The sequence below is a fragment of the Rohdeia mirabilis genome (genome assembly GCA_007750655.1).
GTDB lineage: Bacteria > Planctomycetota > UBA1135 > UBA1135.
Genome location: CP036290.1, coordinates 2,393,493 through 2,408,376, shown reverse-complemented (window position 1 = coordinate 2,408,376; position 14,884 = coordinate 2,393,493). Strand labels below are relative to the sequence as shown.

General features: G+C 71.4%; 12 protein-coding genes and 2 tRNA genes. 4 read left to right on the top strand and 10 right to left on the bottom strand.

What is annotated here, in order from left to right; genetic code table 11:
* Window positions 1-18: 18 nt before the first annotated feature.
* From Pla163_RS08955 to Pla163_RS08940, 4 genes are all read right to left on the bottom strand, one after another.
* Window positions 19-1,068 carry a M29 family metallopeptidase gene (locus Pla163_RS08955; protein WP_419186478.1) on the bottom strand — a complete coding sequence of 350 codons (1,050 nt, stop codon included), beginning with the start codon at window positions 1,066-1,068 and terminating at the stop codon, window positions 19-21.
* A gap of 178 nt (window positions 1,069-1,246) precedes the next feature.
* A tRNA-Glu gene (locus tag Pla163_RS08950) sits at window positions 1,247-1,324 on the bottom strand.
* 80 nt (window positions 1,325-1,404) lie between these two features.
* Complete coding sequence (gene eboE, locus Pla163_RS08945; protein ID WP_145186773.1) at window positions 1,405-2,679, bottom strand: metabolite traffic protein EboE; 1,275 nt, start codon at window positions 2,677-2,679, stop codon at window positions 1,405-1,407.
* Between the two features lie 7 nt (window positions 2,680-2,686).
* Window positions 2,687-2,944, bottom strand: a complete 258-nt coding sequence (locus Pla163_RS08940; RefSeq protein ID WP_145186770.1) for a Trm112 family protein — start codon at window positions 2,942-2,944, stop codon at window positions 2,687-2,689.
* A gap of 70 nt (window positions 2,945-3,014) precedes the next feature.
* On the opposite strand from Pla163_RS08940, the gene Pla163_RS08935 reads away from it, so the two are divergent.
* Both Pla163_RS08935 and Pla163_RS08930 read left to right on the top strand, forming a co-directional pair.
* Complete coding sequence (locus Pla163_RS08935; RefSeq protein WP_145186767.1) at window positions 3,015-4,358, top strand: hypothetical protein; 1,344 nt, start codon at window positions 3,015-3,017, stop codon at window positions 4,356-4,358.
* A gap of 137 nt (window positions 4,359-4,495) precedes the next feature.
* Window positions 4,496-5,839, top strand: a complete 1,344-nt coding sequence (locus tag Pla163_RS08930) for an aminopeptidase P N-terminal domain-containing protein (RefSeq protein ID WP_145186764.1) — start codon at window positions 4,496-4,498, stop codon at window positions 5,837-5,839.
* Window positions 5,840-6,152: 313 nt separating this feature from the next.
* On the opposite strand, the gene Pla163_RS08925 is transcribed toward Pla163_RS08930, so the two are convergent.
* From Pla163_RS08925 to rpsB, 5 genes are all read right to left on the bottom strand, one after another.
* A tRNA-Lys gene (locus tag Pla163_RS08925) sits at window positions 6,153-6,229 on the bottom strand.
* 346 nt (window positions 6,230-6,575) lie between these two features.
* Complete coding sequence (gene frr, locus Pla163_RS08920; protein ID WP_145186762.1) at window positions 6,576-7,130, bottom strand: ribosome recycling factor; 555 nt, start codon at window positions 7,128-7,130, stop codon at window positions 6,576-6,578.
* 151 nt (window positions 7,131-7,281) lie between these two features.
* Window positions 7,282-7,995 carry a UMP kinase gene (pyrH, locus tag Pla163_RS08915; protein WP_419186477.1) on the bottom strand — a complete coding sequence of 238 codons (714 nt, stop codon included), beginning with the start codon at window positions 7,993-7,995 and terminating at the stop codon, window positions 7,282-7,284.
* A 205-nt stretch (window positions 7,996-8,200) separates the two neighbouring features.
* The gene (gene tsf, locus Pla163_RS08910; protein ID WP_145186756.1) at window positions 8,201-9,049 is read right to left on the bottom strand and encodes a translation elongation factor Ts; all 849 of its coding nucleotides are present in this window, start codon (window positions 9,047-9,049) and stop codon (window positions 8,201-8,203) included.
* A gap of 179 nt (window positions 9,050-9,228) precedes the next feature.
* Window positions 9,229-10,113 carry a 30S ribosomal protein S2 gene (rpsB, locus tag Pla163_RS08905; RefSeq protein ID WP_145186753.1) on the bottom strand — a complete coding sequence of 295 codons (885 nt, stop codon included), beginning with the start codon at window positions 10,111-10,113 and terminating at the stop codon, window positions 9,229-9,231.
* A 402-nt stretch (window positions 10,114-10,515) separates the two neighbouring features.
* On the opposite strand from rpsB, the gene Pla163_RS08900 reads away from it, so the two are divergent.
* The gene (locus tag Pla163_RS08900) at window positions 10,516-11,490 is read left to right on the top strand and encodes a GGDEF domain-containing protein (protein WP_145186749.1); all 975 of its coding nucleotides are present in this window, start codon (window positions 10,516-10,518) and stop codon (window positions 11,488-11,490) included.
* 93 nt (window positions 11,491-11,583) lie between these two features.
* Here Pla163_RS08900 and Pla163_RS08895 read toward each other — a convergent pair whose 3' ends face one another.
* On the bottom strand, window positions 11,584-12,885 hold the full coding sequence (locus Pla163_RS08895; protein ID WP_419186476.1) for an NPCBM/NEW2 domain-containing protein: 1,302 nt from the start codon (window positions 12,883-12,885) through the stop codon (window positions 11,584-11,586).
* A gap of 307 nt (window positions 12,886-13,192) precedes the next feature.
* Between Pla163_RS08895 and groL the strand changes: the two genes are divergently transcribed.
* Entirely contained in the window at window positions 13,193-14,857 is a 1,665-nt protein-coding gene (gene groL, locus Pla163_RS08890; RefSeq protein WP_145186743.1) for a chaperonin GroEL, read from the top strand.
* The last annotated feature ends 27 nt before the right edge of the window (window positions 14,858-14,884 follow it).

Genomic DNA, 14,884 nt, shown 5'->3' with positions numbered 1-14,884 from the left:
CGCCCGGAGCGCGGAGCGTCAGACTCCGACGGTCCAGGCGCCCTTCTCGTACACGACTTCGTCGTCGAGCAGGACCCGCTCGGTCAGGGCGAACACGTCCACGTGGTGCCGCGCCGACTTCTTCCGGACGTGCTCGGGCTTGTTGTAGGTCGCGTGTTTCGAACCCAGTGACAGGTGCACGCCGCACATGCGTTCGAACGTGCCGATGTCGGTGACGGTGCGGTCCTGGCCGAACGCCCGGTTCAGGCCGAAGCCGAGCTCGCGCACCCAGACCTCCCCGTCGTCGGCGCGGATGTTGGCGAGGACCCGGTCGAACTCCGGCGTCGAATCCTCCGCACGGGCGACGCGGCCGTCCTCGACGACGAGCGTGATCGGTCGCGGCGGTCGATTCACGGTGAACGCCGTGTCGCCGAAGAACGCGATGCGCACGCGCCCGTTGACGGCCGCGAGGTCGCGCGACTCGGTGAAGACCTCTCCGATCGGGTACTGGCCGCCGACGTTCCGCATCCCCGCGTAGTCGCCGATGTTCACCTTCGCCGACTCGAACGCCGCCGGATAGACGAGCTGGTCCGGTGCGCCGGTTCCATCGCCACTCTCGACGACGCCGTTGCCACAGCGGTCGATGCGTTCGGCGAGCGCCCGTCCCACTCCCCGGTAGTAGGTCGGGTCGTAGGCGAGCGAATCCACGTAGACCAGCGCCTCGGCGCCGGTCATGCGCGCGAGGTGCGGGTGCTCGATGACCTTGAGACCGCGCGCGAAGAGCTCGATCCGGATCCGGAACGCGTCGAGACGAAAGCTCGTCGACTGGACCAGCACCACGAGGGACTGGGGCTCGAGCTGCTCGAACGCCGCGCGGATGTCGTCGTGACGCGTCCCGTCGAACGGGAGGAACCGCGCCGTGGGAAGGCAGATCCGATAGGCCGCGGCCAGACCGCGAGCCAGCTCGCTCTCGGCGTCCCAGACCACGAGTGCGGACCGGTCGGGCGTGTGGGCGAAGGCGTGCTCGAGGACGTCGCCGAGGTGCTCGGCGGCGGTGCGGACCGCGGACTCGGGGAGGGATGTGGTCACGGCGGCGATCCTACTGCTGCGTGGCCGCCGGCCGACGCGGCTCTGGCCACCAGGGCCGATTCTCGACGCCCCGAAACCCAACGCCCGCCAGGGCCCGGGCTGTGCCGTGCCGTCCTGCGGAAACTCCGCGTTCGCGAGGACCGCGCGTTCAAGATCCGCGGTCGCTGAGCGAGATGAATGGTGACCCCAGGGGGATTTGAACCCCCGTCGCCAGGATGAAAACCTGGTGTCCTAGGCCTGACTAGACGATGGGGCCACGCTTGAGCCGCAGAAGGTAGGGACGTCTCCCCCGCCAGTCAACGCCCCGAAACCTCTTTTTGCCGGCCGAGGACCGACTCAGGCACCGCTCCCCACCGCCAGCCATCCGGCGTCGGCGAGCCGCGCGCGCGTCCACTCCAGTTCGCGCGCGAGCGACGCCGCGAGACCGCCCTCGCGCCACGCCGCCGGCAGCACGTCGAACGTGTAGGTCTCGACCTCCACGTGCAGGTCGCGCGTTCCCCAGCGCGTCGGATCGGCGAGGATCGCGGCGAGCGTCGCGGCGCCCTGGGTCGCGGTCGTCGCGAGACCGCCGGCGTCCGGCAAGGGGTCGGGCGCGTCGACCGGCACGTGGAAGTGACAGCGCCATTCGTCACAGCCGAGCCACGCCGGATCGCTGGACAGCGCCGGATCGCCGAGGTCCTGGGCGCGCAGCAACTCGCTGCCGCGCCGCCCGGTGACCTGGTGGAGGTAGACCGGTTCGTCCATTGCGAGCAGTCGCGCGCGTCCGACGTCGTCGTTCCCCGGGTCCGGCAGGCGCAGCGCGCTCGAGACCTGGACCTTGCCGATCGGGAGCCCCAACGCGTCGATGCGCGCGCACAGCTCCTGTGGTTCCTCGAACTCGACGGCAGCGTGGCACGTGTCGAGGCACAGTCCCAGGTGGGTGGCGATCACAGCTTCGGGGTCCGCGACGCCGCGCTCGGACAGTTCGGCTCGCGCGCCTTCGATCAGCGCCGGCCAGACCGCGGCGAGCTCGCGCGTGTCGCCGGCGAGGCTGCGCGGTTCGGGCTCGATCGACAGCACCGTCGGTCGTCCGTGGCGCGTGCGCAGCGCGTCGAGTGCGACCAGCGCGAGTCCGAGTCCGCGACCGCAGGCTTCGACGCGCTCGAGCGCGCCTGGCTCGCCGCGGTGCAGTCCGCTGTGGGTGCTGACCGACACGTGGCTCGCTCCGGCCGGCGCGAGCTCGTCCGCGATCAGCGCGACCGCGGCCGTGTAGAAGGCGCGCTCGCGCTCGTCCCAGCCCGGCCGGAACACGCCAGCCTTGAGCCCCGGACGGTGGAACCCGCCGAAGGGGAACGCGTTGGCGGTGAAGGCGCACAGCCCGAGGCGCTTCAGGCGCTTCGCGAGGTCCACGCGACGACGGGCGGCGCGATCCTCGGCGAGCGGGAGGGCCAGCGACGCGGGGAGGTACAGCCCCAACCCGAGCACCCCGTCCGGCGCCACGCGCTCGCGCACGGCCGCGCAGACCTGTTCGAGCGCGCGTTCGAGCGCGGGCAGGTCCTCGCCCGCCAGGACGTTCAGGCAGTAGCCGAGCACGACCCGGCGCCCGGGGTGCGAGGGGTGTTCGAACTCCACGCGGCCGTCACTCGCCCTGGGCGACGGCGAGACCCTCGTCCACGAGCAGGACCGGAATCCCGTCGCGCACGGGGTACACGATCTGGCCGTCCTCGCGCACGAGACCGGCCTCGATCGGCACCGTCACGGGGCGACCGGCGGCGTCCTTCAGGCTGCCGTCCGCGACCCCTTGGTTCAGCCTCGCGACGAGCTCGTCGGAGGCCACCGTGAGGCTCTGGTAGCTGGCGGGGCAGGCGAGGATCTCGAGCAGTTCCTTGTGGATCATGGCGGGGAGCGGCGCGGGCCGGGCACGATAGGCTACCCGCCCGGACGGCCCGCCGTGCCGTCCTCGCCCCATGTCCTCGCTCCTCGCCGTCGCCCCCCACCTCTGCACGCTCGTGGCCGCGGGCGTCGCGCTGTTCGCAGCGGCGAGTCCGCTCGTGCTCGCGGGCGCGCACAGCGACCCGAGCAGCAGGTCGCTGCACCAGGAGGCCGACGCCCGGACACGTGACGACGGAGCGAGCGTCGAACGATCGACCACCGGCGTGGAGGTCACGTGGCCCGCGTCCACGGCGACGCCCGCCCTCGCGGCGCTCCCCTTGCTCGCGCAGGATCCGTCGAGCCCCGCTGCGACGGATCCCTGGCCGGAGGACCTTCCCCACGACGCGGCGGCCTGGACCGAGTACTGGAGCGCCTTCGCCGACGACCTCGCGCGCGAATCGGAGTGGGCCGCCGAGTGGGCCGCGGGGGGCCGAACGCCGACCCACGCCGACGGCGAGCGCCTGGCGCGACTGTGCCTCGCCGCCTTCCACCAGGGCCGCGACGCCGACGGCTGGAGCCACCTCACGGAGCTGGCCACGCGCGACGCTCCGCTCGCGTCGCAACTCCTGCCGCACGTCCTTGTGGGGGGACCGCTCGTGGGGGGACCGCTCGTGGGCAGGGCGCTCGAGAGCGAAGCTCGGAAGAGTGGATCACCTGGCGGCGCGGATGCCGTGCCGTCCGGGACACGGACGCCTTCGGAACCCTGGAACGGCGCCCTCGAGCGTGGCGTGGTCCTGCGGCCCGCGCTGACGCCGCCCGCGCTCGACGATCCGAACGGGCGGCCGTCGCGCGAGCCCCTCGAGATCACCGGGCTCACGGTCGGCGGCTCGCGGGTTTCCATGCGCCTGCAGGTGCGCGGCGACGGCGTCGACCTGCGCTACCGCCTGGACGAGGGCGAGCCCGTCGAGTTCGCGGCCGTGCTGCCGGTGCCGCCCGGTCTGTCGATCGCGATCGAGTACTTCGACTGGGAGCGCGCCGAGACCAGCGGCGAGCCGCTCCCCGTACGCCTGTCCGAGCCCGGCGAGTGGTATCGGCTGTGGGGCCGCGTCCGCCCGGATCGCGCCGCGTGGCCGACGATCGCGCCCGACGCCGTGCCGCGCGCCCTCGAACTGTTCGGACTCGAACTCGTGATCGCCGCCGACGATCCCCAGGCCGCCTACGTGGCCGGTTTCGCGCGCGCCTGCGAGGACCTGTTCCCGTTCCGCGTGCGCCGCGTCGAACCGGGCGAGCCGCCGTTCGGAGCGAGCGCCCAACGCGTCGACCTGACGCCGTCCCCCGCTCGCGGCGCGAAGCTGCGCGACCTGGCCGGACACCTCGCCCACTTCGTGCTGGCGCGCTCAAGGACGCCGCGGGAGACCTCCTCGCCCGACGGCCGCTGACGTCCACGCGCGCCAGACAGCACGCCAACCCTCCGCGCACGGGGCCGGGCCGGACACGTTCTCGGTCCACGGCACGACCGTGCGGCCGAACCGACCACCCGCGCTCCACTCGACGCTCCATCCGACGCCCTTCACCCATGTCCTCGACACCCGATCTCGCTCCCTACTTGAAGAACCGTGCCCGCCTGCTCGACGCGTTGCGCGAGCGCGGTGCGGCGGCGGTCGTCTTCACCAGCGACCCCCGCACGCGCAACTCGGACTCGGAGTACCGCTTCCGCCCGGGCAGCGACTTCTGGTGGGCGACGGGCTTCGCCGAACCGGGCTCGTGCCTGGTGCTCCTGCCCGGTCGCGATGGCGGCGAGACGCTCCTGTACTGCCGCGAGCGCGACGTCACCGCGGAGATCTGGAACGGGCGACGCGTCGGCATCGAGCGCGCACCGAAGGTCCTGGGCGTCGACGAGGCGCATCCGATCGACGACGTGTTCGACGACCTGCCGTCGCTGCTGACCGGCTACGACGAGGTCTTCTACACGACCGGCGAGGAGGAGCACCGCGACCGCGCCATGGAGGACGTGCTCGAGAGCACGCGCATGGCGAAGAAGCGCGGCAAGCGCGCGCCCAGCAGTTGGAGCCATGCGGCGGGCCTGATCGGCGAGCTGCGCCTCATCAAGACCGACGAGGAGATCGCGATCATGCGCCGCGCCGGTGAAGTCACGGCCGCCGCCCACCGGGCCGCCATGGCCGCCGCGCGCCCGGGTGCGAACGAGGCCGAGATCGACGCGTTGATCGGCTACTGCTTCCGGCGCGCGGGTGGCAACGGCGAGGCCTACGGCAACATCGTCGCGGGCGGCTCGAACGCCTGCATCCTGCACTACCACGAGAACGACGCCGAACTGATGGCGGGCGAGCTGTTGTTGATCGACGCGGGCTGCGAGATGGAGTGCTACGCCGGCGACGTCACGCGCACCTTCCCGGTCGATGGCGTGTTCACGCCGGACCAACGCGCGCTGTACGAGGTGGTCCTCGCGTCGGAGAAGGCGGCGATCGAAGCGGTGCGCCCAGGCGCGACGTTCGACACGGTGCACCGCACGGCGCTCGAGGTGCTGTGCGAAGGCCTGGTGCGCATCGGCGTGTTCCAGGGCACGGCGCAGGAGCTGATCGCTTCCGGCGGGTACAGCCGCGTCTTCATGCACAAGACGAGCCACTGGCTCGGCATCGACGTGCACGACTGCGGGGCGTACTTCACCGCCGACGGCGCCTCGCGTCCGCTCGAGCCGGGCATGGTCCTGACCGTCGAACCCGGCGTCTACGTGGCCGAGGACGACGACCTCATCGACGCGCGTTGGCACGGCATGGGCATCCGCATCGAAGACGACGTCCTGGTCACCGCCAGTGGACACGAAGTCCTGACCGCGGATGCGCCGAAGGAGATCGACGCGGTGGAAGCGGCCTGTGCCGAGTCCGCGGCCCTGCCGGTCTGACGACGCGAGCGAGGGATCGGCGCGGCACGCGTCCGGCGGGTCGACGCGTCCGTGGCGGCGCTGCGCGACCCGGGCGCGATCACCGAGTCGCCTCCTTCGCGAACGGGTGCGTCACGGGCCGTGGCAGCAGCATGCTTCGAGCGCAGCGGCCGCAGGTCGAGCGGCGTCGCCAGCCCCTCCCGATCCACGAGCGGGGCGCGCCTCCGGCGACCAGGCATCCGGCGTCCGGTCATCCGGCGTCCGGGCATCCAGCAATCGGGCGTCCGGCATGCACCTGCCCACCGCCCGCGATCGACACGCGGGCCAGGTGGAGTGGTGAGTGCTCTAGGACTCGAACCTAGGACCTACTGGTTAAAAGCCAGTTGCTCTAACCAACTGAGCTAAGCACCCACCCGGGTGGTCGTTCACGCCCGCGAGGGGCGCCAGGTCGACCTACCTGGTCGGAGAAAGATACGGACCGAGACGGCTGACGCAAGCCCCTTCTCGTGCTCGCTGCGCCCGGCTCCCCCACTCGGGTTCGCGGGCGGGGGCCCGACCGCTCGAGGTCGCGCGGCAGCGGGAGTCCCGCGCGCCCTCGACGCACGCGCGACGAACGCCCTCGACGAACGCGGACCGCTCGGCGCCAGCTCGCGCCGGCCCGACCTGTGGCCGGCGCGGCCCGACCGGTTGCTGCGGCGGCCCGCCGGCGATCCGGAACGCGGCCGCCACCTCACCGAGCCGAGCCGAGCCGTGGCCGCTACTCGAGGATGTCCGCGACCTTCTTGTCGTGCACCTCGTCCACCTTCTTCTCCCAGTCCTTGAGCAGGCTCTGGATGTCGTCGTGGAGCTTGCGGTGCTCGTCCTCGGTCAGATCGCCGTCCTTCTTCTGCTGGTCGATGTGCTTGTTCATCTCGCGCCGCACGTTGCGCATCGCGACGCGCGTCTCCTCGCACATCTCCTTCACCTTCGCCGCGAACTTCTGACGCTGGTCGCCCGACAGGGGCGGCAGGGTGATGCGCACGACCTTGCCGTCGTCCGTGGGCGCGGCGCCCAGATCGCTCTTCGAGAGGGCCTTCTCGATCTCCTTGATCGCGGAGATGTCGAAGGGCTTGATCACGATCGTGCGCGCTTCCGGCGTCGTCACCGCAGCCACCTGGTTCAGGGGCGTGGGCGTGCCGTAGTAGTCGACGCGGACGTTGTCGACGAGCGAGGCGGAGGCGCGGCCGGTGCGGACGGACCGCAGGAGATCGGAAAGGTGGTCCAGCGCCTTGGAGTAGCGCTGCTTGCTGTCTTTGATGACGTCGTCGCTCACGGGAATTCGCTCCTGCTCTCTTGGTTGGCCGGGAACCTGGTCGCCGGCGTGAATCTCGGTGTGGGCCCGGTCAGCACCTGCTGCGGGCCGATCTGCGCGGAGCGGTCGGCGCGGACCGCGCGGCGCGAACGTGGCCCCGACGCAGCAGGCCTCACTCGGCGTCGATGCGCGTGCCGAGGGGCTCGCCCCCGATCACGCGCCCGATGTTGCCGGGCGTGAACATGTCGAAGACGACGACCGGGAGCTTGCTCTCCATCGAGAGCGTGATCGCGGTGCCGTCCATGACGCGGAGGCCCTGACTCAGAACCTCCATGTAGGTCAGCCGCTCGTAGCGCACGGCGTCCGGGTCGGTCGCCGGGTCGGACGAGTAGACCCCGTCGACCTTCGTGGCCTTCAGCAGCACGTCGCAGCCCAGTTCGGTGGCGCGCAGCGAAGCGGCGGTGTCGGTCGTGAAGAACGGGTTGCCGGTTCCGGCGGCGAGCACGACGACGCGGCCCTTCTCGAGGTGCCGCAGCGCCCGGCGACGCACGAAGGGTTCGGCCACCTGCTTGATCTCGAGCGCCGTCATGAGACGGGCGGCGGCACCGGCCTGCTCGATCGCCTCGGTCAGCGCGATGCCGTTGATCACGGTCCCGAGCATGCCCATGTAGTCGGCGCTCGCGCGGGCGGCTCCGAGCTGGCTGAACTGGGCGCCGCGCAGGATGTTTCCACCCCCGGTGACGATCGCCACCTGCACCCCGGTGCGCGCGACCTCGGCCACCTCGACGGCGACGCGATTCACGGAGTCGGGATCGATCCCGTGACCCGTGACCGGATCGCCGAGAGACTCGCCGGACAATTTGAGGAGGACGCGTTGGTAGGGCATGGGTGGAGACATGAAACCAAATGACGGCGTCGCCATGCGAGCGGAGAGGTCCGCAAGTGTGCGGCGCCGAGCCCGGGGCGGGATCGTCGTGTCGGCGAGAGGACGTGGCGCCCCGTGGAGCCCTCCCACCACGCGAAGAGGCCCGACGCCGTGGACGTCGGGCCTCTTCGCGAAGGGCGGTTCGGCCGGAGCCGACGCCCGCCGATCAGATCTCGAAGACGGCGTAGCCGGCGAGTGCGGCGTCCGGGCCGAGCTCGCTCTGGATCGCCTTCGCGACGGACATGCCGTTGTCGAAGATCCAGGCCTGTTCCTCGAGGCAGACGTCCTTGAAGAAGGCCTTCATCTTGCCCTCGACGATCTTGCCCTGGATGTTCTCCGGCTTGCTCTTCACGTCGTCGCTCTCCAGGTGGACCTCGCGCTCGCGCTGCTGAACGTCCTCGGGGACGTCCGCGGGCACGCGGTAGGCCGGCTTGGTGAACGCGATGTGCTGGCACAGACGCCCCAGGAGTCCTTGGGCCTCGTCCTTGCTCTTCGTCGTCGTCACGGCCGCCATGGCCCCCACCTTGAAGTTGTGGTGGATGTAGACGCCGACGAAGCCGCCGTCGACGGCCAGGCGCACGACGCGGGAGATCTGGATGTTCTCACCCAGGCGACCGACGACCTGCTTGAGGTCCTCGGACACGTCCGAGCCCCCCATCGGCAGCGCGGTGAACGCCTCGGCCGACTCACCTGCGGGGAGATCGGCGGCCAGCGCGGCGGCGGCGTAGCGCGCCATCATCGACTGGAAGTCCTCGGTGTTGGCGACGAAGTCCGTCTCGCAGCGCACGGCGACCATCGCACCAGCGGTGCCGTCGTCCGAGATCGAGGCGGACACACGGCCCTCGGAGGTCTCGCGACCCGCCTTCTTGGCGGCGGTCTTGAGGCCTTGCTTGCGCAGGTGGTCGAGGGCGGCGTCCATGTCGCCACCCGCGGCGTCCAGCGCCTTCTTGCAGTCCATCATCGCAGCGCCCGTCTTGTCGCGCAGCTCGCGGACCATGCTCGCGGAAACAGCCATCGGTTCAGTCCCTTGCGTTCAACAGAAGTGGATCGGTCGTGAGCGTCCGATCGATCGACCGGACGTGAGTGTCGCGACCCGCCGCAGCGGTTCGCCGGCGCGACTCGACGGGCGAGCCGCGCGCATTCGAATGGTCGGTCGGCCGGTGCGCGTGCGCACCGGCGCGACCGAACGGACCATCAGCCCTGGGTGCTCTCGCCCTCGGCGGGAGCGGCGGGCGCCTCGGCCGGCGCTTCGGTGGCGGGCGCCTCGGCAGCAGCGGCCGGAGCGGCTTCGGCCGCCTTCGGCGCCGGCGGCTTGTTGCCGCGCGTCGGGCGGGGCTCGTCACCGATGGGCAGGTCGTCCGTGCGCTCGGCAGCTCCGATGGAAGCCATGCGCTCGCGTGCGTTCGCCGCGCCCTCCTCGACCGACGTGACCAGGTTCTCGACCAGGACGCGGACCGACTTCAGGCTGTCGTCGTTGCCGGGGATGAGGATGTCGCAGCCGTCCGGGTCGCAGTCCGTGTCGACGATGCCGATCACGGCCAGGCCGAGCTTGCGGGCCTCGCGCACGGCGTTGTACTCGCGGCTCGGGTCGACGATGACCGCGGCACCGGGGATGCTGTTCATCTCGCGGATGCCGCCCAGGTTGCGGTTGATCTTGCGCATCTCGCGGCGCAGGCTCGAGATCCGCTTCTTCGAGAACTGGTTGATGGTGCCGTCCTCGTGCATCTTCTCGAGTTCCTCGAGGCGACGCAGGCGCGAGCGGATGACGCTGAAGTTCGTCAGCGTGCCACCGATCCAACGCTCGGTGACGACCGGCATGCCTGTGCGCTCGCCGGCCTCACGCACGACGCCCTTCACCTGACGCTTCGTGCCGACCCACAGCACCTGCGCGCCCTCGGCGGCCAGGTGGTACAGGAAGTTGCGCGCGCGCAGGAGACCGCGGACGGTCTCGCGCAGGTCGATGATGTGGATCGAGTTGCGGCGCGAGTGGATGAAGCGCGCCATCTTCGGGTTCCAGCGCGACGCGTGGCAACCGAAGTGGACGCCGGCCTGGATGAGTTCTTCGACGGAGGTGTTCAAGGCGTGATCCGAATCTAGGGGTCTGGTGCGGTGCGCGCGTCGACGACGTGTCGAAGCTCTCGCCCGCTCCCTCGCGCTGCGCGTGGCGGCTGCGGCGTGGCCTTTCCGGAGTCCGACCGGATCCTCGAGGGTCGGGTCGACGTCTCGCGCTGCGGGACGACGGCCGTTCGGCCTCGAAGTCGGACTCCGCGAACGCTCGATCGGGTGGCGTCCGCTGTTCGAGCGGGCGCCCGAGCGGGCGATCACGAGGCTGTGCACGCACCCGGCTCGGGCGCGAAAGGGCCGAAGAGGATAGCCACAGGCATCGACCGGGACCACTGTTCGGCGCGAATCGGTCGCACCGAGAGGGTTCTGCTCTTCCCCCTTCCGGGCGGTCGGGGCGATACTGGAAGGCGAGCTTCCATGGATACGCGACCTCTCATCCTCGCCTGCGACCACCGCGACGGCACCCTCGCCCGCAAACTCGCCGCCCCCGAACGGGGATCGGTGCGCCCCGGGCCCCCGCTGACGGACGCCCGGATCGAGGTGTCCGCCAGCCTGCGCGAGTCGCTCGAGCGGCTGCGACGGGAGCGGCCGGAGGTCCTCGTCATCGATCCCCTGACCCCCGGCGGGTTGGCCGAGCTCGGCGCCCTGGCCAGCTCCGGGGGCGACCAGCTGCCGGTCCTTCTGGTGGGCGAGCACGGCGACGCCAGCGTCCTGGTGAACCGGGTCGAGGGCAGCGTGCCCTGGGACCTGATCGACCGCCGCGCCCACCCCGGCGAGTTCCGCCTGCGCCTCGAACGCCTCCTGCGCGACGCACGGCTGCGGCGCGAGGTCGGCGAGTTGCGCCACCGGGCCTCCCACGACGACCGCACCGACCTGCTGCGCCCCCAGGCTTTCCAGGACCTGTTGCAGGGCCAATTCTCGGCCGCCCTCGAGGTCGGCGCGAGCCTGGCGCTGATCATGGTGGACCTCGACGACTTCGGCTCGATCAACAAGCGCTACGACCACACGGTCGGCGACGCGGTGATCGAACGGGTCGGCGCCGCCGTGCGCCGCACCCTGCGTCTCGAGGACTTCGCCGGGCGTCTGGGCGGCGACGAGTTCGCCGTGCTCCTGCCCTACGCCGGAGCGCCCGAGGCCACGCGCGTCTCCGAGCGCCTCAAGGACGGCATCGTGCGCCTGTCCGGTCGCTGGCCCGAGTTCGGCGCCGACCTGACCCTGTCCGGCAGCTTCGGCTGGGCCGTGTTCGACGGCCTCCAACCGCCCAGCGTCGGCGACCTGCGCCTGGCCGCCGAGCGCGCGCTGCGCGAGGCGAAGCGCCGCGGTGGCAACCAGGCCGTGGGCGCGCACGAGCTGGTGGTGCACACGAGCAACGGCAGTCCGGCGCCGGAGTGAGACCGGCCGGCCGGAAGTCCGCCGCCGCTGCGCGTGCCGTCGCTGGCGGTGCAGTGCCACAGCGCCTCCCACCGAGCAGGTCCCGACCCGTCGTCAGTCGGGACGTTCGACCAGCCGCACGTCGAGCCAGTCGGCCCGGTCGCCCAGGTTGAGGTCGGGGCCCATCTCGACGACGAGTTCGAGCCGTGCGACCTCGGACACGTCGAGCACGGGGAGTTCGACGGGCGGGCGGCCGCCGCGCACGATCTCACTGCGCCACAGCTCCTTTCCGTCGCCGAGCACCGCGAACACGGCGGCACCGCGCGCACCGAGGTCCGCCGTCGACGCGTCGATGGCGACGAGTCCGCGCAGTTCGTCGAAGGCGCCGGGCTCGAGATCGAACGCGAGCGACAGCGGAGCCTGGACGCCGATCCCGCGCGGCCAGACGCGACCGCCCGCGCGCAGCGCCTCGCCGTGCACCGCGCGATCGCGCAGGGGCTCGAACACGAGGCCGAGATCGTCGCCGAAGGCCGAACCGCCCGTCACGGCGTCCGGCTCGCGGTCCGACAGGTAGGCCAGCCGCCCGTCGTCGGTCGAGCAGACGAGCACCGACTCGAGCGGCGCCACCACCACCTCGTCCCAGGGCAGCCGCAGGCGGTAGCCCGTGCCGTCGAACGCGTCGAGCAGTCCGTGCAGACGACCGCCGCCCACCAGATCGAGCGCGACGGCGCGCTCGAGGCCACGCGTGGAGTCGGGCGGGTCGATCGGCTCGACGAAGAGCGCCACCACCTCGTTCCAACCGTAGGAGCGCAGCCCGAGTCGACTCTCGAAGACCGGGCCGCGCTCGTCGAATCCGTCGAGCGTTCCGTCGAGGACGTCGACCCCGGTCCCGGCCAGGCGGTAGAGGCGGTCGCCCTCCGTGGGCGCCGTCAACTCCTCGGTACCCGCGGCGGCCGCGCGGCCCGGGAAGTCGAGCCGCGCGAGGACGTCGATCGGCAGCCGCAGCGCGAGGTCGCCGGACCCGCCGACGAGGAGCCCCACGTGCTCGGCGTCCCCGAGGCCAGGGGCCGAGCGACCTGCGACGCGATCGCCGTTCCAAAGGGTCACCTGCACGCGGTCGTCGCCGGCCACCGCCGACTCGACGGGGCGCGGCTCGGCACGGGGCGCGAGCGTCACGATGCGCAGCGGCGCGAAGGCTCCGGCCGCAGCCGGCTCGATCGCGAGCGACGCGGTCCGCTCGACCCGCCCGTCGGGCCATTCGACCAGCACGCGCTCGTCCTCGGGCGTCGGCGCCCCGGAGCGAGCACCAGTGACCGGCGCGACCAGGACGGCGGCGGACAGCGCGAGCAGGAGCGCCGGGGCGGACGGACGGAACGCGCGCTCGGAGCGCGTCGCACGGATCGGGACGAGGGCCATGGCGCGCATGCTACCGCTCCGCCCGCGGCGCTCTCCTGCCAAGCTGACAGCCGCGCCCACGCACTCCCACGGGGGCTGCCATTTGGGCAGAACCCGGCGCAGCCCGTCCGAAGCCCCGCTTCGCCCCAGCCAGCGCGCCGCCGGGATCGCGGCCGGGATCGGGCGCTGGCACCAGTCTTGCTAGGAGGGCGCGAACCGCGCGCCGCAGCGAGCAGATCGCTCCGTTGGCGCCGCCTTCTTCCAAAGGGCCCGCCCCATCGCGCAGGCCCGCCCCCGACCCACCCCAACGGACGAACACGATCCTCCCATGGCCAAGCAAATGGTTTTCGAGGTCGACGCGCGCGAAGCAATTCGCGCCGGCGTCACCAAGCTCGCCAAGGCCGTCACCAGCACCCTCGGCCCGCGCGGACGCAACGCGGTACTCGACAAAGGCTGGGGCGCTCCCACGATCACCAAGGACGGCGTGACCGTGGCCGAGGAGATCGAACTCTCCAACCCCTACGAGCAGATGGGCGCCCAGCTCGTCCGCGAGGTCGCCAGCAAGACCAGCGACACCGCGGGTGACGGCACGACCACCGCGACCCTCCTGACCGAGGCCATCTTCACGTCGGGTCTCAAGTTCGTCACCGCCGGCGCTGCCCCGGTGCGCCTCAACGTCGCCCTCAAGGACGGCGCCGCGGCCGTGACCGCCGCCCTCGACAAGTCGTCGAAGAAGATCTCGAGCTCGGCGGAGATCGCCCAGGTCGCGACCATCTCGGCCAACAACGACCCGAAGATCGGCAAGCTCATCGCGGGCGCGATGGACAAGGTCGGCAAGGACGGTGTCATCACCGTCGAAGAGGGCAAGTCGCTCGAGACGGACGTCACCGTCGTCGAGGGCATGCAGTTCGACCGCGGCTACCTGTCCGCGCACTTCGTCACCGACACCCAGTCGATGGAGTGCTCCTACAACAACCCGCTGATCCTGGTCCACGAGACCAAGATCTCGAACGTGCAGCAACTGCTGCCGCTGCTCGAGGCCGTCAAGGAAGCCAAGAAGCAGCTCGTCATCATCGCCGAGGACGTCGACTCCGAAGCCCTGGCGACCCTGGTCGTCAACAAGATGCGCGGCATCGTCGACGTGGTCGCCGTGAAGGCGCCCGGCTACGGTGAGCGCCGCAAGGCCATGCTGATCGACATCGCGACCCTGACGGGTGCGACCGCGGTCATGAAGGACCTCGGCATGGAACTCGACCGCGTCACCCTGCGCGACCTGGGCACCGCCCGCCGCGTCATCGTGTCGAGCGACGAGACCATCGTCGTCGACGGCAAGGGCGGCAAGGCGGCGGTCGACGCCCGCGTCGGCCAGATCCGCGCCGAGATCGAGCAGACCAGCTCGGACTACGACCGCGAGAAGCTCCAGGAGCGCCTCGCCAAGCTGACCGGCGGCATCGCCCAGATCAACGTCGGCGGCGCCACCGAGACCGAGGTCAAGGAGCGCAAGGCCCTGATCGAGGACGCCCTGCACGCCACCCGCGCCGCGGTCGCCGAGGGCATCCTCCCCGGCGGCGGAACCGCTCTGCTGCGCGCTCGCTCGGTCCTCGCCAAGCTGCGCACCGGCGAGCTCGACTACGACATGGGCATCGACATCCTGGACGAAGCGCTCGCGCGCCCGTGCCACACGATCGCCGAGAACGCGGGCTTCGACGGTGCCGTCGTCGCCCACCGCATCCTCCGCGAGAAGAGCGCGAACTACGGCTTCGACGCGCTCAAGGGCGAGTACGGCGACATGCTCGCGTTCGGCATCGTCGATCCGACCAAGGTCACCAAGGCGGCGCTGAACAACGCGGTCAGCGTGGCCGGACTCCTGCTCACCACCGACTGCATCATCGCCAACAAACCCGAGCCCAAGGCGCCCTCGAGCGACATGGACGGGATGGGCGGCATGGACGGCATGGGTGGAATGGGAGACATGGGCGGAATGGGCTTCTAGGCCCTCCACCGCTCCCTCCTGCGCTCC

What these genes read in the sequence shown, in the direction of transcription:
- Pla163_RS08895 (WP_419186476.1), bottom strand. Translation starts at nt 12,885, where the DNA reads ATGGCCCTCGTCCCGATCCGTGCGACGCGCTCCGAGCGCGCGTTCCGT.
- Pla163_RS08900 (WP_145186749.1), top strand. Translation starts at nt 10,516, where the DNA reads ATGGATACGCGACCTCTCATCCTCGCCTGCGACCACCGCGACGGCACC.
- Pla163_RS08940 (WP_145186770.1), bottom strand. Translation starts at nt 2,944, where the DNA reads ATGATCCACAAGGAACTGCTCGAGATCCTCGCCTGCCCCGCCAGCTAC.
- Pla163_RS08930 (WP_145186764.1), top strand. Translation starts at nt 4,496, where the DNA reads ATGTCCTCGACACCCGATCTCGCTCCCTACTTGAAGAACCGTGCCCGC.
- tsf (WP_145186756.1), bottom strand. Translation starts at nt 9,049, where the DNA reads ATGGCTGTTTCCGCGAGCATGGTCCGCGAGCTGCGCGACAAGACGGGC.
- Pla163_RS08935 (WP_145186767.1), top strand. Translation starts at nt 3,015, where the DNA reads ATGTCCTCGCTCCTCGCCGTCGCCCCCCACCTCTGCACGCTCGTGGCC.
- groL (WP_145186743.1), top strand. Translation starts at nt 13,193, where the DNA reads ATGGCCAAGCAAATGGTTTTCGAGGTCGACGCGCGCGAAGCAATTCGC.
- pyrH (WP_419186477.1), bottom strand. Translation starts at nt 7,995, where the DNA reads ATGCCCTACCAACGCGTCCTCCTCAAATTGTCCGGCGAGTCTCTCGGC.